Below are 19,028 nucleotides of genomic sequence, written 5' to 3' on the forward strand. Positions count from 1 at the left end.
AGGCGTCCTTCACACGGCTCGCGGCGGTTCGCTCAGGGGCGAGGTGCGCTGCTGGAGCGCTTCGAGAGCGCGAGGCGAAGCAGATCGGCAACGGTGTTGACGTTGAGCTTCTCCATGATGTTCGCGCGGTGCGCTTCGACCGTTTTGATGCTGATGCCCAGATCGTCGGCAATTTGCTTGTTCAGGCGACCGGCGATGATGCGCTCGAGCACCTGGTGCTCGCGACTGGTGAGCTTGGAGAGCAACTCTTCCGCTGCCTGTTGTTCGCGCTGGCTGCTCGCTTCGGCACGCGCTTTCGACAGCATCTTCTCGACTTGGGCCCGGAGGTCCGCTTCGTCAAACGGCTTTTCGATGAAATCCATCGCGCCTTTTTTCATCGTCTCGACGGCCATCGGCACGTCGCCGTGCCCGGTCACGAAAATGATCGGAATATTGACTTTCTTGCCAAGCAGTTGGTCCTGAAGTTCGGGGCCGGTCATGCCGGGCATGCGGACATCCAGAATCAGGCAGCCGATCTGATGTTCGTTGTAGTGCAAAAGGAAATCTTCGGCGTTCGAAAAAGTACGCACGTGATAGCCATTGGCCTCGAGAAGCCAGCGAAGCGAGTCGCGGACAGCTTCGTCGTCATCGACAACGAAGACAGTTTCTTGATCGATATTGGTGTTGGGTGTCGTCATAGTCCTCCCCCGGATCCGGATGTCGTATCGCCTTCTAACGGTAACAGAATACAAAAAGTACAACCATTCCGCACGCCGTCGATTTCATTGTTTTCGACCCACAGACGGCCGTGATGCGATTCGATGATGGAGCGGCAAATGTTCAGGCCCATGCCCATGCCGTCCGACTTGGTGCTAAAGAACGGTTCAAACAGTCGTTCGATGGTCGCCTCGTCGACGCCAGGTCCATGATCGGATACCTGGAATTCGACCGATTTGTCTCGCCGTTCCACATGCAGACGTACCGTCGGATCGCGTCGCTGACCAGGCGGCGGCGTGTAGCCGTGCATGGCTTCCGCGGCGTTCTTGAGCAGGTTCACCAACACCTGCTCGATGAGCACCGGATCGACGTAAATCTGCGGTAGTCCCGCGGGCAGCTCGGTCACGATGCGAATGCGCCGCTTGCGCGCTTCGATCTCGGCGAGGCCCACGGCATCCGCCACGATCTCATAAATCGATGACGGTTGACGCTTCGGTTCACTACGTTTCACGAACGCGCGAATCCGTTTGATGATCATGCCCGCGCGAACGGCCTGCTGGGATGTCTTTTCCAGCGCGGGCAGCAAGGTCTCGGGGGACGTACGCCCGGCACGGACCAGTGCGGCCGTGCCCATGCAGTAGTTGTTGATGGCCGCCAACGGCTGGTTCAGTTCGTGAGCCAGCGACGACGCCATTTCACCCATGGTCGTCAGGCGCCCGGTGAATTGCAGGCGTTCTTCTTCCTGGCGGGCCAGTTCTTCCGCGTGCCGACGCGCCGTAATGTCGGTCGCCACCTGCAATTGCGCCAAATGACCATCCACCCACTGAATGTACTGACGTCGGACTTCGAACCATTTCTGGTGCGTTGGCAGGTAGATTTCCTGCGTTTCCGCTGCCGTGTCGGTCAGCGATGCCGCCGGCAGCCCCGCAAACGCATCGACCATGTCGATATGATCGAGCGACGTCGGGGACAGTTCTCCGCCGCCCGATAGTTCGAGGTGACCTTCGGGACGCGTACCGAACAGTTGTCGATAGTAACGGTTCGCGAACAGCAATTCGGCCTTGTCGACGGCCAGTACCGACACCGACGCGTCGAGGCTTTCGAGCACGGTTGTGAAACGCTCGTGGGCCGCCGCCAGTTCCTCGCGCGCGCGTTTGGGTTCACTGATGTCGGTCAGCGACGACATCCAGCCGGTCTGGCGGCCGTGTGCATCCACGAGGGGCGAGACGAACATGCGCGCGTAGAAGATGGTGCCGTCCTTGCGCTGCACGCGAATCTCGAATCCGTGCGACGGGGCCTTGCCGCGCAGTGTCATGTCGATGCGACGCTGCATTTCGTGAATGTCGTCCTTCGGCCAGTAGGGGTAGGGCGGCGCGCGATTCATGAGATCGGGCTCGTCCCAGCCGGTCATGCGGCAGAACGCGGGATTCACGTACGTGATGTGGCCCTGCAGGTCCAGCACGCGCATGCCGATGACGATCGAGTTCTCCATGGCACGCCGGAACGACGTTTCGTTGAACAGCGCCTGCTGGGCTTCGAAGCGTTGCCGCGTGTGGCGCCACAGGCTCCACAAGCTCCACAGGACGAAACACGACAGTCCCGCGATCAGCCAGACGAGTGTGTTGTTGACGAAATTCCCGACGGCCGGATACGAGTAGATACGCACCGCCAGACTGTGACCCGGCGGATCGAGCAGCAACTCATACGAGACGTCGCGCGGCAACGGCGGACGTGTGGACGTCGTGGCCAACTCGTTGTTGTGCGTGTCGATGAACGACACCTTGAACTTGTCGCCGAGCTCCTGAGGCAGCTCATGGATGAGCAGCCCCTCGACGGAATACACTGCGCTGATCGTGCCGAGAAACTCGCGCTCGCGCAGCACCGGCACCTGCACGACGATGTAGCTGGCGCCGGACGCGTCGTAGATCAGCGTGGAGTACGCCGATCGCCGCGAATCCCGGGCGGCGCGAAACGCCACTAACAGTTCGTCCTCCATCGGATGCTGCGCCGAGCCTTGCAGGCGCGAGGCAAACGGTGAATCGGCGGGGACGGCCCACCGCGGACGTTGCGACGCGTCGAGCCAGTTCATGAAGACAATGTCCGCATGATTCTGCATCAGCTCGCTCGCGGTGTTCTGGAAGTGCGTGATGTCCTGGGGCTTGGCGGCCGTGTCCCGCGCGAGGGAACTGATCTGGTCCTGAATGGCCAGCATGTTCAGGCGAATCTGCTGCTGCGCCCACGCCACGTTGCGGTAAAGCGTGTCCTGCTGCTGCTCCGTCTCCCTGCGGTTCAGGCTCCACAGGATCAAACTCATCACCACGAGGAAGATCACAATGGAGACGAGCGGGACGAGCAAGTAGTAATGCGACTCCGCGAACCCCTGCAACCATCGGTTGGAGCGGGCAGGCGTAGCGGCGGACCGGGACGGTGGGGCGGAGTTGGCAAGGCGTGGCGAAAGCATGGCGAGATTGTAGCGCAGGCGCGCCCCGTTTCCCGCTGCCGCAACACGTAGGGTCCTGCTTTTCGGATGCGTCCGATCCTTTTGGTAAGACGGCACCTCAAAGTGCAGTTGAGACCGATCGGTACGCGCTCGATTCGTGGTGTGATGTCGTCAGCAACCCCTTGATTTTATGTGCACTGCAACAGAATTCCGCATCATGAAATTTACTATCGTAATCTGAAATTTCGCTTGCGAATGCGGGAATATCCTTCGTACAATGCCCCGGTAAAAATGCCGGTGGGCCCGTCCATGAAGCGGGTATCGACCATTACGCCAACCCGCTAACGACAGACAAGGAGACACCATGTCCGCCGTACCTGAAGAAGCCCTGAAGATCGTATCCCCTGCGGACGCCGATCCCCAAGAAACGCAAGAATGGCTGGCATCGCTCGAAGGCGTGCTGGCGGCCGAAGGACCTGGGCGCGCCCACTACCTGCTCGAGAAGCTGATCGAATTCGCCCGCATCAACGGCGAGCACCACCCGTTCTCGGCCAACACCCCCTATATCAATACCATCCCGGTCGATCAGCAGGCCCGCATTCCTGGCGATCAGGACGTCGAGCACAAGATCCGCTCGTACACCCGCTGGAACGCGATCGCGATGGTGCTGCGCGCCGGCAAGGACACGAACGTGGGCGGCCACATCGCATCGTTCGCCTCGGCCGCCACGCTGTACGACGTCGGTTTCAACCACTTCTGGCATGCACCTTCCGACAAGCATGGCGGTGACCTGGTTTTCGTGCAGGGCCACTCGTCGCCGGGCGTGTACAGCCGGGCTTTCCTGCTGGGCCGACTCGACATGCCGCAGCTCGACAATTTCCGCCAGGAAGTCGATGGCGGCGGTCTGTCGTCGTATCCGCACCCCTGGCTGATGCCGGATTTCTGGCAGTTCCCGACCGTGTCGATGGGCCTCGGCCCGATCATGGCGATCTACCAGGCACGCTTCATGAAGTACCTGGAGTCGCGCAATATCGTGAAGACCGAGGGCCGTAAGGTCTGGGCCTTCCTCGGCGATGGAGAGACGGACGAGCCGGAATCGCTGGGCGCCATCGGCATGGCCGGCCGCGAGCAGCTCGATAACCTCGTTTTCGTGATCAACTGCAACCTGCAGCGCCTGGATGGTCCGGTGCGCGGCAACGGCAAGATCATCCAGGAACTCGAGTCGGAGTTCCGCGGCGCAGGCTGGAACGTCATCAAGGTGATCTGGGGTAGCCGCTGGGATCCGCTGCTGGCTCGCGACAAGAACGGCCTGCTGATGAAGCGCATGATGGAGTGCGTGGACGGCGAGTATCAGACCTACAAGTCGAAGGACGGCGCCTACGTGCGCGAGCATTTCTTCAACACGCCGGAACTCAAGGCGATGGTCGCCGATTATTCCGACGAGGACATCTGGGCGCTCAACCGCGGCGGTCACGATCCGCACAAGATCTACGCCGCGTACCAGGCCGCCACGCAGCACAAGGGGCAACCGACCGTCATCCTGGCCAAGACGATCAAGGGTTATGGCATGGGCGAGGCCGGTCAGGCCATGAACATCACCCACCAGCAGAAGAAGATGCCGGTGGAGTCGCTCAAGAAGTTCCGCGATCAGTTCAAGCTGCCGATTCCGGACGATCAGATCGCTGAAGTGCCCTACCTGAAGTTCGAGGAAGGCTCGAAGGAACTCGAGTACATGCGCGCTCGCCGCATGGAACTGGGCGGCTACCTGCCGCAGCGCCGTACCAAGGCGGCTTCGTTGCCGGTGCCCGCGCTGGCAGCGTTCGACGCGCTGCTCAAGGCGACGGCAGAAGGCCGTGAGATTTCGACGACGATGGCGTTCGTGCGTATTCTCAACGTGCTGCTCAAGGACAAGGCGCTCGGCCAGCGCATCGTACCGATCGTGCCGGACGAGTCGCGCACCTTCGGGATGGAAGGTCTGTTCCGCCAGATCGGCATCTGGAGCCAGGCTGGTCAGCGCTACATTCCGCAGGATCACGACCAGCTCATGTTCTACAAGGAATCGGAAAGCGGTCAGATTCTCCAGGAAGGCATCAACGAAGCGGGCGGCATGTGCGACTGGATCGCCGCTGCGACGTCGTACTCGACGCATGGCGAGACGATGATCCCGTTCTACATCTTCTACTCGATGTTCGGCTTCCAGCGCATCGGCGATCTGGCCTGGGCAGCGGGCGACATGCGTGCACGCGGCTTCCTGGTTGGCGGCACGGCTGGTCGCACGACGCTCAACGGCGAAGGTCTCCAGCACGAAGACGGTCACTCGCTGCTGTGGGCGTCGTCGATTCCGAACTGCCTGCCGTACGATCCGACGTTCGCCTACGAACTCGCCGTGATCGTTCAGGACGGTCTGCGCCGCATGGTGCAGGATCAGGAAGACGTGTATTACTACCTGACCGTGATGAACGAGAACTACCCGCATCCGGCCATGCCGGAAGGCGTGGAACAGGACATCCTCAAGGGTATGTACGCGTTCCGCCGTGGCGCGGACAACGGCAAGGCGCCGCGGGTGCAACTGCTGGGGTCGGGCACGATCTTCAATGAGGTCATTGCCGCCGCCGAGATGCTCAGGAACGACTGGGGTGTCGAATCGGATCTGTGGAGCTGCCCGAGCTTCACCGAACTGGCCCGCGAAGGCAACGACGTGGCACGTTACAACCTCCTGCACCCGACCGAGACGGCGCGTCTGTCGCATGTCGAGAAGTGCCTGAATGACACGCGTGGTCCGGTCATCGCATCGACCGACTATATCCGTACGTACGCCGATCAGATCCGTCCGTTCGTACGCGGACGCTATGTGGTGCTCGGTACCGACGGTTACGGCCGCTCGGACACGCGCGAGAAGCTGCGTCACTTCTTCGAGGTGGATCGTCACTGGGTCACGGTCGCTGCCCTCAAGGCACTGGCCGACGAAGGCACGCTGCCGGCGAGCAAGGTCGCCGAAGCGATTGCCAAGTACAACCTGGATCCGAACAAACCCAACCCGATGACCGTCTAAAGGCCGCTTCGCGCGGTGTGCATGCGCACCGGCCGCCCCCCAGCGGCCGGCGCTCGCGCGCTGTGTGCCAAGCGCAGCCTCGAGGAGACTGTGGAAAATGAGTCAAGTGATCGAAGTGAAAGTCCCGGATATCGGTGACTTCAAGGACTTGCCCGTCATCGACGTGCTGGTCAAGGCGGGCGACAAGATCGATGCCGAGCAGGCCCTGATCACCCTGGAATCGGACAAGGCCACGATGGATGTGCCGAGTCCGGCCGCCGGTGTCATCAAGGCGATGAGCCTGAAAGTCGGCGATGAGGTATCCGAGGGTTCCCTCATTCTGACGCTCGAGACCGCAAACGGCTCGGGTGCGCAAGCCAACGGTGCCGCGGCGCCCGCACCGGCTGCAGCGCCTCAGGCGCCTGCGACGACGGCCGCCGCGCCGTCTGCACCCGCCGCGGCCCCGGCCCCGGCCTCCGCACCGGCCGTCGGGGGCACGAGCACGATCGATGTGAAGGTGCCGGATATCGGCGGCTACGACGACGTGCCCGTGATCGAATTGCTCGTCAAGGTGGGCGACACCGTGACGGCCGAGCAATCGCTGATCACGCTGGAGTCGGACAAGGCGTCGATGGACGTACCGAGCCCGGCGGCTGGCGTTGTCAAGGAAGTGAAGGTCAAGGTGGGCGACAAGGTTTCGGAAGGCACGTCGATCGTCGTGCTCGAAGGCGCTGCTGCCCCGGCCAAGGCCGCTGCACCTGCACCCGCACCCGCACCCGCACCCGCGCCGGCTCCCGCAGCACAGGCGCCCGCGCCGGCGCCCCAGCAGGCCCCCGCTGTCGCCGCACCTGTTGCGCCCGCCGTGGCCCAGAGCGGTCAACCGATCAGCCATGCCAGCCCGTCGGTGCGCAAATTCGCCCGCGAACTGGGCGTGGATGTTACGCAAGTGAAGGGCACCGGTCCGAAGGGACGTATCGTCATCGACGACGTTCGCAACTTCGTGAAGGCAGCGCTTGCCGGCAATCGTCCGGCTGCGGCGGTTGGGACCCCGGCCGGTGGTGGCGAACTGAATCTGCTGCCGTGGCCGAAGGTCGACTTCTCCAAGTTCGGCCCGGTCGAGCCCAAGGCAATCTCGCGCATCAAGAAGATTTCCGGCGCCAATCTGCACCGCAACTGGGTCATGATTCCGCACGTCACGAACAACGACGAAGCGGATATTGGCGAGCTCGAGGCCTTCCGTGTTCAACTGAACAAGGAAAACGAAAAGGCCGGCATCAAGGTGACGATGCTTGCGTTCGTGATCAAGGCCTGCGTGCTGGCCCTGAAGAAGTTCCCGACGTTCAACGCCAGCCTCGACGGCGACAACCTCGTCTTCAAGCAGTATTTCCACATCGGCTTCGCCGCTGACACCCCGAACGGCCTCGTGGTGCCGGTCGTGCGCGACGCCGACAAGAAGGGCGTGTTCGAGATCGCTCGCGAAACGTCGGAACTGGCCAAGCTCGCCCGCGAAGGCAAGCTCAAGCCGGACCAGATGCAGGGCGGATGCTTCTCGATTTCGTCGCTGGGCGGTATCGGCGGGACGACCTTCACGCCGATCATCAACGCGCCGGAAGTGGCCATTCTCGGCCTGTCCCGTTCGTATCAGAAGCCGGTGTGGGACGAAAGCAAGCAGCAGTTCGTGCCGCAACTGACGCTGCCGCTGTCGCTGTCGTACGATCACCGCGTGATCGACGGCGCCGAGGCCGCGCGCTTCAATGCCTACCTGGGTCAACTGTTGGCTGACTTCCGCCGCGCAATGCTGTGATGGCAATCGCCGCCGGCCGCGCGTGAGCGCAATGCCGGCGGCGGCGCGGACAAGTTTCTGGATCTGGACGGGGGAGGGGCAGCATGACCACCGTGGTAGTCGTCAGGAAGGCCGGCGAGATCGCCATTGCCGCCGATTCGCTCGTCACGTTCGGCGATACGCGGCTGTCGCAAACGTACGAAGAGAATCGCAAGGTGTTTCTCGTCGGCGACTCGTATATCGGACTGGCCGGCACGACCGCGCACTTTCCGGTCATGCGCGCCATTCTCTCCGGCATGGCGGATGAGTGCCGTCTGCACACGCGTGACGAAGTGTTCCGCACGTTCTGTCGCGTCCACCAGAAGCTCAAGGAAGAGTATTTCCTCAACACCAAGGAAGAGGAAGACGATCCGTACGAATCGTCGCAGATCACTTGTGTGGTCGCGAATCCGACGGGTATCTACGGGATCTATTCCTATCGGGAAGTGTTTGTTTTCGATCGGTTCTGGGGGATCGGCTCGGGGCGCAACTTCGCGCTCGGTGCGATGTACGCCCTCTACGACCAGGATCTGAGCGCTAGCGCCATCGCCGAAGCGGGCGTGAAGGCGGGGGCCGAGTTCGACAAGAGCTCGGCCGGCCCGTTTCAGGTGCATGCGTTTCCGATCGATACCACCATCAAGTCATAAATGCGACAGGGAGACCCCGCATGAGTCTCATTGAAGTCAAGGTGCCGGATATCGGCGCAGAGGGCGTGGATGTCATCGAAGTGATGATCAAGCCCGGCGACAAGATCGCCAAGGATGCGTCGCTCATCACGCTGGAATCGGACAAGGCGTCCATGGAAGTGCCGTCCGAAGTGGCGGGCACCGTCAAGGAAGTGAAGATCAAGGTTGGTGACAAGGCCAGCCAGGGCACGCTGATCGCGCTCGTCGAAGCCGACGACGCGGGTGTCGCAACGGCCTCTGCGCCGGCCGCCGCTGCGCCCGCGCCGCAAACGGCCCAGGCAGCGCCGGCAGCGCCGGCAGCGCCAGCCGCATCGAGCGCACCCGCACCGGCCGCGGCCACGCATGCCGGTGGCGCCGACACCGAGTGCGACGTGGTCGTGCTCGGCGCAGGACCGGGCGGGTACTCGGCCGCCTTCCGCAGTGCCGATCTGGGGCGCAAGACCGTGCTGATCGAGCGCTACGCGACGCTCGGCGGCGTGTGTCTGAACGTGGGGTGTATTCCGTCGAAGGCGCTGCTTCACACGGCCGCCGTGCTTGAAGAGGCGCAATCGCTTGGGCATCACGGTATCTCGTTTGCGAAGCCCGAGATCGACCTCGACAAGCTGCGCAGCTACAAGGAAAGCGTGGTCGGCAAACTCACCGGCGGCCTGGCGGGCATGGCCAAGATGCGCAAGGTCGAAGTCGTGCGCGGCGTGGGCACCTTCCTCGACCCGAATCACATCGAAGTCGTGGACGGCGAGGGCAACAAGCGCGTGGTGAAGTTCGCGCAGGCGATCATTGCGGCTGGCTCACAAGCCGTCAAGCTGCCGTTCCTGCCGGAAGACCCGCGCATCGTCGATTCGACCGGTGCGCTGGAGTTGCGCCAGATGCCGAAGAAGATGCTGGTGATCGGCGGTGGCATCATCGGTCTCGAGATGGCGACGGTGTACAGCGCGCTGGGTGCCGAAATCGACGTCGTCGAAATGCTCGATGGCCTGATGCAGGGCGCGGACCGCGATCTCGTCAAGGTCTGGGAGAAAATGAACGCCAAGCGCTTCGGTCGCGTCATGCTCAAGACCAAGACCGTGGGTGCCGAAGCCAAGCCCGACGGCATTTATGTGAAATTCGAAGGCGAATCCGCACCGGCCGAGCCGCAACGCTACGACCTCGTGCTCGTCGCGGTGGGCCGCAGCCCGAACGGCAAGAAGATCGGCGCGGAGAAGGCGGGCGTGGCGGTGGGCGATCGCGGGTTCATTTCCGTCGACAAGCAAATGCGCACCAACGTGCCGAACATTTTCGCCATCGGCGATATCGTCGGCCAGCCGATGCTCGCGCACAAGGCGGTGCATGAGGCGCACGTGGCTGCCGAGGCGGCAGCGGGTGAGAAGGCTTACTTCGATGCGATCCAGATTCCCTCGGTCGCGTACACCGATCCGGAAGTGGCCTGGGCTGGCAAGACCGAGGATCAGTTGAAAGCCGAAGGTGTGAAGTACGGCAAGGCCGTGTTCCCGTGGGCGGCGTCGGGCCGCGCGATCGCGAACGGCCGCGACGAGGGCTTCACCAAGGTGCTGTTCGACGAAGAAACCCATCGCATCGTTGGCGGCGCGATCGTCGGCACCCATGCGGGCGATCTGATCGGCGAGCTTTGCCTGGCGGTCGAGATGGGCGCCGACGCGGTCGACATCGGCAAGACGATCCATCCGCATCCGACGCTGGCCGAATCGGTCGGCATGGCCGCGGAGATCTATGAAGGGGTGTGCACCGATGTGCCGCCTGCTCGCAAGAAGTGAGGCAACGTTGATCGCGTTTGCCACGTTTGCCGCGTCGGCGCGATAGGGCGTAGCACGGTGCGGCAGGGTCGCCAGGGGTGCTCCCTGCCGCATCGATCGCCAAAGTGAAAAACCGCCGTTCGGACTCCGAATGGCGGTTTTCTTTTGTGCGGCGTCGATGCCCCGCAGTGGCGCACAATTCGCACCGCACAAAAAGAAAACCCGGCGAGTGCCGGGTTCGAAAGGTACCTTTGGTACCGAGGAGACAACTGGTGTCGCCACATCAGTTTGGGGTGCGGCGACGAATTTTCAAGCGTCCCTCGTAAAGCAATGCCAAAGACGCGCCGAGATTACTTCTTGGCGCTGGCGGCGCGCGAAGCCTGAGCCGCAGCCTTCGATGCGACGTTGGTCGCAGCGGCGAAGTTCGTTTCGGCGATTTCCACGGCTTGCTTGGTTGCCTTCTGGACGCTGTCGAACGCGCTGTTGGCAGCGGACAGGGCCGACTTGGCCAGTGCCACCGCCGACTCCGAACCGGCCGGAGCGTTCTTGGCCAGATTGTCGAACAGCGCTTGCATGTTGTGCGAGCCTTCGGCCAGTTGGGCTTCGGCCACCTTGGTCACTTCGGCTTGCGTCGACGAAGCGATTTCATACAGGTGACGGCCGTACGCGAGCGCCTTTTCGGCCGCCGGCTGAACGAGATTGGCTTGCAGGGCGAGCAGCTCCTGAGCGTCCTTCACGGCGAAAGCCTTCTGTGCGGTCGAGGCGGATTCGGCCAGCGATGCCTTGACGGCTTGCAGGTTCAGCTCGACCAGCTTCTCAACGCCTTCAAAGGCCTTGTTGGTCAGGCCAAACAGGGTTTCGAGGTTGGCTTTGTGCGCGGCAGCGAATTGTTCGGGGGTCAGAAACGACATGGCGTTCTCCTAGGGTGTCATACACAACGTATCGACCCACTCCGTGTTCGCTGGATGGTTCTCACCTTATCTCGGTGAAAACACGGTTGGGGCCTTCTCAAAATGGGTGCGATCTCTTTTTGTGCATCGCACAAATGCAAGTTTAGAGATTTTCCCGTGGCTGTCAAGTCTTTTTTGTGCGGCGCACAAATTCAACAAAGACTTACAAAATCAGTAACTTGGGATCCCGTGGCGCGCATATCACCTCGCGTTGCGGCGAAGGCGGGTAGGCGCCTCGCACGCCTTGACTGGTGCGGCTTTGCACCGTTGTGGCGCCCGGCGCACCGTCCCGGGCGATGGTACTATCGACGAGTTCCGGCACTGGCGGAACGGGCGCTTGCCGTGCGGTGGACACCCGATGGGGGCTCCCGCGAGCGCCGTTCGCCGTTGCCGACGTCGTTCAACGCCTTTTAGCGTGCCGCACCCGCCGGCCATCCGCGTCGATGCAAGCGTTTTACAGCGACCATTTCGTCTTGCCGCTGCCTCCCGGGCATCGGTTTCCCATGGAGAAGTACGCGCGCCTGCGCGAACGTGTGGCGCGAGAGCTGCCCCAGGTCATGCTCGTCGAGGCCCTGCCGGCCGATGATGCGATGCTCGGCCGCGTCCATGCCTCGGACTACGTTGGCCGCGTTAGCTCGGGCGCGCTGAGTCCGAAAGAACAGCGCGAAATCGGGTTTCCGTGGTCGCTACAGATGGTGGAGCGTTCGCGTCGGTCAGCGGGGGCCACGGTGGCGGCGTGTCGGGCGGCGCTCGTCGACGGTGTTGCCGTCAATCTCGCTGGGGGTACGCATCACGCCTATTCCGATCACGGCGAGGGCTTTTGTGTATTCAACGATGCCGCGGTCGCGGCCCGTGCCATGCAGGCCGAGCTCGGCCCAGGCACGCGCGTGGCGATCGTCGATCTCGACGTGCACCAGGGCAATGGCACCGCGGCGATTTTCGAGCAGGATCCGAGCGTCTTCACGCTGTCGCTGCACGGCGAGCATAACTATCCGTTTCACAAGGCGCACGGCGACATGGATGTCGCATTGCCCGACGGCTGCGGCGACGACGAATACCTCGTCGCGCTGGGGCATGCGTTGACGGACCTGTTCGCGCAGTTCACCCCGACGCTCGTGATCTATCTTGCGGGCGCCGATCCGCTGGAGAACGACCGGCTCGGACGGCTCGCGCTCACGCACGATGGTCTGATCGCACGCGACCGGCGGGTGCTCACGGCGTGCGTCGAGCGGGGGCTGCCGGTGGCGATTGCCATGGCAGGGGGATATGGACGGGACATTGGCCAGACCGTCGACGCGCATTTCTCGACGATTCGACTCGCCAGTCAGTTCCAGCGCGCTTCACGTCGTGCATTGGGTGCAGTCAGCGCACTTGCGGCAGGCTCGTCGAGCGCGACCTCGCAGACGGTTGCGCTCGCATGACGGATCGACGCGCGGCCGACCCGCAATCCTCTCATTCCCCGAATTTGCCAGGCGCATACGCTGCGCCGCGTGCCGGAGCGGGCGCGCTCTGGAGCGCCACCATGCCTTGGTGGTTCGTGCTGATCTGGAGCACGGGCTTCATTGTCGCGAAGTACGGCATGCCGAACGCCGAACCGCTGACCTTCCTGGCACTGCGGTTTGGCGGCACGCTGATCGTGATGCTGCCGATCGCATTGCTCACGCGCACGCCGTGGCCAAGGCGACGCGGCGATGCGCAGCGCATCGACTGGGCCCTCATCGTGCATCTGGCGATCTCCGGCATCCTGATTCAGGCGATCTATCTCGGCGGTGTCTGGGCTGCGATCAAGCACGGGGCACCGGCAGGGCTGGCGGCGCTCGTCGTGGGTATCCAGCCGCTCCTGACGGCGCTCTTCGCGCGTGTGGTCGGCGAACCCGTATCGCGCCGCCAATGGCTTGGCCTGCTGTGCGGCTTCGTGGGCGTTGGGCTGGTGGTAGCCAACAAGGTCGGTGTTCGCGGCGTTGGCGCCGGCACGGTCGCGCTGTGTGTGCTGAGCCTGTTTGCCATCACCATGGGCACGTTGTACCAGAAGCGCTTCTGCTCGCACTTCGACCTGCGCGTGGGCATGATTGTGCAGTTCGGCGCCGCCTTCGCCGTGACTTTGCCTGCCGCCTGGGCGCTCGAAACCATGCAGGTGCGCTGGAATGCCGAGATGATCGGTGCGCTCGCGTGGTCGGTGCTCGCCTTGTCGATCGGCGCCATTTCGTTGCTGTTCGTGCTGATCCGGCATGGTGCCGCAACCAAGGTTTCCAGTCTGATGTACCTGACACCTCCGACCACTGCCGTCATGGCATGGCTGCTGTTCGGCGAGACGCTCTCGCCGTTGAGCGCTGCAGGCATGGTCGTTGCGGCCCTGGGCGTTGCCCTCGTGATCGAACGCCGCACGGCGCCTGCCGCAGCAGTGTCGTAATCGGCACGGCGCTCGCCTTTTCCCGAACGTTACGAGTCCATCGTCATGAGTCACGAAGCACCGCACATCCCCACGGCACAGTCGATGCCGCACGTCGATTCGACGGATTCTACGTATCTTACGGATTCGACCGGTTCGGCCGATCCGTCCGATCGCGTCGATTCGCCCGGTCCGATGGCGACGGCCGACGGCGATTGCGCACGCCCTGGGGAAAGTCCGCAGAACGAAGTTGTCAACGACGATGCGGGTCTGTGCGTGAGATATGTCGACGAGGCGATTCGCAGCCGTCGTTCGATTCGCGCCTATTTGCCCAAGCCGGTGCCGCCGTCGACCGTGGCCGAAATTCTGTCGGTCGCGTCGAGGGCGCCATCCGGCAGCAACATCCAACCGTGGCAGACCTATGTTCTGACCGGTGAAGCGCTGAAGCGGCTCACGACGCGATTGCTCGAGGCGTTCAACGATCCGGCGCAGCGGCTGTTGCACCAGGAGGAGTACGCGTACTACCCGCGCGAGTGGACCGAGCCCTATCAGGCGCGGCGCCGCAAGGTGGGATGGGATTTGTACGGACTGCTGGGCATCGGTCGGGCCGACAAGGCGCGCATGCACGGACAACATGCCCGCAATTTCACCTTCTTCGACGCCCCGGTCGGACTGATCTTCACGATCGACCGGCATCTGGAGCAGGGAAGCTGGCTGGATTACGGGATGTTCCTGCAGAGCGTGATGGTCGCGGCGCGCGCGCGTGGGCTCGATACGTGTCCGCAAGCGGCTTTCGCCACGTTTCATCAGGTCATTGCGGCGGAACTGCGTCTGCCCGAGACCCGCATGGTGGTCTGTGGCATGGCGATGGGCCATGCCGACCCGAACGCGGTGGAAAACGGCCTCGTCACCGAGCGCGCGCCCCTTGAAGAATGGGCGCATTTTCTGAACTGACGTTTCACGAGAGGTTGGCGTAATTTGGCAAAATTTGGCGGATGTGCATTTCGCCGCGTTGCGCTGCACAAAACTGCCAGATGCCAGTTTAAGTATTTCAGCTAAGTCATTCATATTGCTTATTTTTTCGGAAGTTACTAAACTTCTCCCAAACTCGTTGCCTGCCAACCTTACGCTACCCCCAATCTATGTACGCGATCACCGCCCTTGCGCGTCTGTGCCGCTCCCGCCTCTGGGGTGCTGCCGTCGTGGCGATTTCGCTCGCCGCCGGTGCACCGGCAGTCGTTCATGCCGCCGGTAAGACGAGCGCCTGCTCGCCCAAGACGGCCAAGACGGCTGCACAGAAGCGCGCCTGCGCGAATGTTGCCTCCACGAAATCCGTCAACGCCAAATCCCAAGTCAGACCCGCTGTAGCGACCAAGGTCTCTCGCGAAACGAAACACGCGAAAGCCGGTGGCAAGGTTCGCAAGCTCGCGGCCGTCGAAGTCGACGAACCCGCGGCCAAGCGAGTTGCCGTCAAGCGCGTCGTCTACAAGAACGGCAAGCGTCGTGTCGTGACGTCGTACCGCACCGTGAGTTTTGCACCGCAGGCGCCGGAGCGTTTGTCGACGGGCCGCGCCTTCGGCCTGCACGAAACACCGGACTCCCTGGCACTGCGTTCGTCGGTGGCGTATGTCGTCGACGAGCGCACCGGCGAGTCGCTGTTCGACAAGAACTCGCAGGCCGTGCTGCCGATCGCATCGATTTCCAAGCTGATGACGGCAATGGTCGCGCTCGACGCCAATATCCCGATGACGGACGTCATGGAAGTGACGGACGAGGATCGTGACTACGAGAAGGGCACCGGCTCGCGTCTGTCGGTGGGCTCGCGTCTAACGCGCGAGGACATGCTGCACATTGCGCTGATGTCGTCGGAGAACCGTGCGGCCGCGGCGCTCTCGCGCTATTTCCCGGGTGGCCGTCCGGCGTTCCTCGCGGCGATGAACCGCAAGGCGAAAGCGCTCGGCATGAACGATACGCACTTCAACGATCCCACCGGACTGTCGAGCCAGAACGTGTCGAGCGCCCGCGATCTCGTGAAGATGGTCAAGGCCGCGTATCAGTACCCGATGATTCGCCGTTTCTCGACGGACAGCAATTACGACGTCAATACCGGTCGTCGTGAATTGCACTACGTAAGCACGAACCACCTGATCGGACATCCGGGTTGGGAAATCGGTCTGCAGAAGACGGGTTACATCAACGAAGCCGGACAATGTCTCGTGATGCAGGCGAACGTCGATGGCCGTCCCGTGATCATGATTCTGCTCGATTCGACCGGCAAGTATTCACGCTTCGCCGACGCAACGCGCGTCCGCAAGTGGCTGCTGGAAGGGGGTGGCTCGGTGCCGCAGCGTACGGCCGGTACCGCGCCGACGGCGCAGGTCGCGACCAACAGCGAGCACGCGCTGTAAGCGGCTCGCGGCGTGGCCGCTGCCACGCTCGGGTTCAAAACAAAAGGCGCTCCCACGGGAGCGCCTTTTGTTTTGTCCAAACCGTTCCGGTCGTCGTGAATGCCGTGAAGGCCGAGGAGGCCCTGGTGCGACTGGGCGATCCAGGCTATTCCGCCGCGGCGGTGTGCGGTGCTGCCGCGCCGCTGGTTTCCGGATGCGGGGCGTGAAAACCCAGCGAGGTGGAAATCGCCAACGCGGTTTCGTTCAGATTCGCCAGCCAGGCGTCCTGCAGCCGGTCGGCAGGCGCCGAGAGCGAGAGGCCCGCCACGAGCTTGCCACTGTCGTCGTAGATTCCCGCAGCAATGCATCGCACGCCAAGCTCCAGCTCTTCGTTATCGCGCGCGTAGCCCGATTTGCGAACGTGGGTCAGTTCGCGCTCGAGCTTCTGCAGATCAGTGATGCTGTTGCGCGTATGTCCCGACAGTCCGGTGCGTGTGGCATAGGCCCGCACGCGAGCCGCTTCGTCGGCGGCGAGGAACAGCTTGCCGACCGAGGTCAGGTGCAACGGCGCGTGGCCGCCGATGGCACGCACCACCTGCATGCCCGAGCGCTCGCTGTAGGCGCGCTCGATATAGACGATCTCGTCGCCCTGACGGACCGAAAGGTTCACCGTCTGTCCGGTAATGCGGTGCAGGCTGCGCATCGGCGTGAGCGCGGCGTCGCGCACCGACAGGCGCGCCTTGACCAGGTTGCCGAGTTCCAGCAACCGCATGCCCAGACGGTACGTGCCCGGGTCGCAACGATCCACGAAACGGCAAGCCACCATATCGTTCAGGATGCGGTGTGCGGTGGACGGGTGGAGTTCGGTGGCGTGCGCCAGATCCTTGAGACTGACCGGGTCCGCATGCGCTGCCAGCGCGTCGAGCAAACGCATCATGCGCTCGATCACCTGGATGGACGTGCGTGATTCCGTGCCTTGACTGCTTTCGTCTTTCATGGGGTAGGGCCGAGTTTCGTATAGCGTCGATTCTATATCATATGGTGAAAAATTCGCACATTTCGCGTAGAGGACTCATGCGAAAAGTGACGTCGACGCCGATCGTATGCGCAAGGGGCGGCGAGCCGCCGTGGCTCGGTCTTCGCCATGCAAGCGCGTTGGTGCCGCAGTAACCGCCGATAGAAACCGAAAGTGGCCAACGCCGTGGCTCGTTACGATGACAGTGCCATTCAACGGAGTGTCAAGCCGCGGTCGAGGGCGGCGGCGGCCGGCACGGAGGAGGTGCAGGCAATGTTCGGTTATGTGTACGCGCCGGCGGTGGCGGTGTTGCCCCGACGCCATGACGTTCCTCGCGCGGTCAAGGGGCTGGGAGGGTCGATCGATGCGAGGCGGGCGGAAATCGTCGCGCGACTCGAGCAGATCGCCAACGCCCGCGACCGGCTCGGCCTGAGCAACGTTGCAACGCGCAAGCTTCAGAAGACCTTCGTGACGAGCTATGCGAAGGCGACGTCCGGTTATTGGCGCGGCGGGCTGTGCGATGCGTTCTGGCGGTGCGGATCGGCGTCGCGGGCATCCGGTCTGCTCGGCTTCGTCGGCGATCAGACGACAGTGAGCGACGCCCGCCGGCTGACGCCGTCGGCCAGGCGGTTTTCGCGGATTCTGGAGAAGTTGACGGAGGTGTTGGCGCACGAACATCAGGCGCTTCAGACGTGCATCGACGTGGCCCGGAGCGTGGAGGAGCTCGGGGCGAGGCCGCCTTCGCACGTGCAGGGAGAGTGGCGCAGCCGGCTCGAGGTGGAGAGCGAGGCGTCCGCGCTCATGGCGACCATCGACCTGCATCTCGACGAGGTGCGCGAGGCGCTTGGGCAGGCCTCGAAGCAGGTGGTGCCCGAGAAGAAGCACTACGGCAAGCGATTCTGGATTTCGTCGGCGCTATACGCCGTCTCCGTTGGAATCGGCATCGCGGCGCTGATTGCTTCGGGGGGCTCGTTCGCGGCGATCATCGGCATCGCCGCACTGACATTCACCACGGTTATTCGCCTGCAGAGTCTGGCGAGCATACGAGGGTTCGATCGCGATCGCGCGTGGAAGTCGATCGAAGGTCTGTTGGCGGATACCCGACATTTTCTGGAATCGGAGGGGGCAATGATGAAAACGCAAATGAACGTGCAGGCCACACGTGCGCGACTGGAGCGTGACACGATGGTATGGAACCAGCTCAATGCGCTGTCGGCGGATCTTGCCAAGGCGACGCAGGCGCAACAGGCGCGCGACACTTTCGTCACGAACCGGCTCGAGGGACTGTCAGAGGATTTCGCGAAGGAGGCGCTGGCGCGTCGGGAGGACGATGCGCAGGTGCGGCGTCGGCTCGATGGGCTGTCGGCGGACCTGGCGAAGGAGACCCGGGCGCGGCAGGAAAGCGAAGCGCGCGTCTCGCACCGGCTCGACGGATTGTCCACCGGGTTGGAGAAGGCGACGCGTGCGCAGGAGGCGCGTGACAAACAGGTCTGGCACCGGCTCGACGCGCTTTCCTCGGACTTGAAGGCGCTCGCCGGCACGACTGGAGAACGATTCGATCGTGTGGAGGCCGACGTGAATCGCCTGACCGTGCTCGAGGCCGACGTGGCGAGCCTCAGGACGACACAGGCCGAGGGATACGCGCGGCTCTCGGCGGGGCAGGATCGCCTGGAGCGCATGCTGAAGGTCACCTCGGATCAGGTCGCCACGCTGATGGCGGACCGGGGTTACGTGCCGCCGCGCTCTCGCTCGGCGGGCCGCGCCGGCCCGCACGTTCCGCGCATGGCGTGATCCACTGCGCGATATGCGGGAATCCACGCTGGGCCGCCCTGGCCCGGCGACTTATAATGGCGCATTGTTCCCG

The 19,028-nt window shown here is 63.1% G+C and carries 13 protein-coding genes; 9 read left to right on the forward strand and 4 right to left on the reverse strand.

Features of this window, described 5'->3' with window-relative positions; all coding sequences use genetic code 11:
* Positions 1–32: 32 nt before the first annotated feature.
* Both W930_RS0102095 and W930_RS0102100 read right to left on the reverse strand, forming a co-directional pair.
* Positions 33–677: a response regulator transcription factor gene (locus W930_RS0102095; RefSeq protein ID WP_023596507.1), complete on the reverse strand. Its 645-nt coding sequence runs from the start codon at positions 675–677 to the stop codon at positions 33–35.
* Positions 674–3,157, reverse strand: coding sequence for a PAS domain S-box protein (locus W930_RS0102100; protein WP_023873947.1), 2,484 nt, complete (start codon positions 3,155–3,157; stop codon positions 674–676). Before W930_RS0102100 ends, W930_RS0102095 begins: the two co-directional genes overlap by 4 nt.
* A 343-nt stretch (positions 3,158–3,500) precedes the next feature.
* Here W930_RS0102100 and aceE point away from each other — a divergent pair, with 343 nt between their 5' ends.
* The 4 genes from aceE (at position 3,501) to lpdA (ending at position 10,444) form a co-directional block, all read left to right on the forward strand.
* Positions 3,501–6,188, forward strand: coding sequence for a pyruvate dehydrogenase (acetyl-transferring), homodimeric type (gene aceE, locus W930_RS0102105; protein WP_023873948.1), 2,688 nt, complete (start codon positions 3,501–3,503; stop codon positions 6,186–6,188).
* A gap of 97 nt (positions 6,189–6,285) precedes the next feature.
* A complete protein-coding gene (gene aceF, locus W930_RS0102110) occupies positions 6,286–7,971 on the forward strand; it encodes a dihydrolipoyllysine-residue acetyltransferase (RefSeq protein WP_023873949.1) in 1,686 nt (561 codons plus the stop codon).
* 83 nt (positions 7,972–8,054) lie between these two features.
* Positions 8,055–8,636: an MFS transporter gene (locus tag W930_RS0102115; RefSeq protein ID WP_023596503.1), complete on the forward strand. Its 582-nt coding sequence runs from the start codon at positions 8,055–8,057 to the stop codon at positions 8,634–8,636.
* Positions 8,637–8,656: 20 nt separating this feature from the next.
* Positions 8,657–10,444, forward strand: coding sequence for a dihydrolipoyl dehydrogenase (gene lpdA / locus W930_RS0102120; protein ID WP_023596502.1), 1,788 nt, complete (start codon positions 8,657–8,659; stop codon positions 10,442–10,444).
* 329 nt (positions 10,445–10,773) lie between these two features.
* Here lpdA and W930_RS0102125 read toward each other — a convergent pair whose 3' ends face one another.
* The gene (locus W930_RS0102125) at positions 10,774–11,334 is read right to left on the reverse strand and encodes a phasin family protein (RefSeq protein ID WP_024788403.1); all 561 of its coding nucleotides are present in this window, start codon (positions 11,332–11,334) and stop codon (positions 10,774–10,776) included.
* 482 nt (positions 11,335–11,816) lie between these two features.
* On the opposite strand from W930_RS0102125, the gene W930_RS25680 reads away from it, so the two are divergent.
* The 4 genes from W930_RS25680 (at position 11,817) to pbpG (ending at position 16,170) form a co-directional block, all read left to right on the forward strand.
* Positions 11,817–12,794: a histone deacetylase gene (locus W930_RS25680; RefSeq protein WP_023873950.1), complete on the forward strand. Its 978-nt coding sequence runs from the start codon at positions 11,817–11,819 to the stop codon at positions 12,792–12,794.
* A gap of 101 nt (positions 12,795–12,895) precedes the next feature.
* Positions 12,896–13,783, forward strand: a complete 888-nt coding sequence (locus tag W930_RS0102135; RefSeq protein ID WP_224785335.1) for a DMT family transporter — start codon at positions 12,896–12,898, stop codon at positions 13,781–13,783.
* Between the two features lie 174 nt (positions 13,784–13,957).
* A complete protein-coding gene (locus W930_RS0102140; protein WP_080685076.1) occupies positions 13,958–14,716 on the forward strand; it encodes a nitroreductase in 759 nt (252 codons plus the stop codon).
* Positions 14,717–14,904: 188 nt separating this feature from the next.
* Positions 14,905–16,170, forward strand: a complete 1,266-nt coding sequence (gene pbpG / locus W930_RS0102145; RefSeq protein WP_023873954.1) for a D-alanyl-D-alanine endopeptidase — start codon at positions 14,905–14,907, stop codon at positions 16,168–16,170.
* 145 nt (positions 16,171–16,315) lie between these two features.
* Here pbpG and W930_RS0102150 read toward each other — a convergent pair whose 3' ends face one another.
* Positions 16,316–17,146 (reverse strand): IclR family transcriptional regulator, encoded by an 831-nt coding sequence (locus W930_RS0102150; RefSeq protein WP_023596497.1) that lies wholly within the window; start codon positions 17,144–17,146, stop codon positions 16,316–16,318.
* A gap of 291 nt (positions 17,147–17,437) precedes the next feature.
* On the opposite strand from W930_RS0102150, the gene W930_RS0102155 reads away from it, so the two are divergent.
* The gene (locus W930_RS0102155) at positions 17,438–18,955 is read left to right on the forward strand and encodes a PspA/IM30 family protein (protein ID WP_036655653.1); all 1,518 of its coding nucleotides are present in this window, start codon (positions 17,438–17,440) and stop codon (positions 18,953–18,955) included.
* Positions 18,956–19,028: the final 73 nt, after the last annotated feature.

Source organism: Pandoraea sp. E26 (genome assembly GCF_000681415.1).
In the GTDB taxonomy this organism is placed as follows: Bacteria; Pseudomonadota; Gammaproteobacteria; order Burkholderiales; family Burkholderiaceae; genus Pandoraea; species Pandoraea pnomenusa.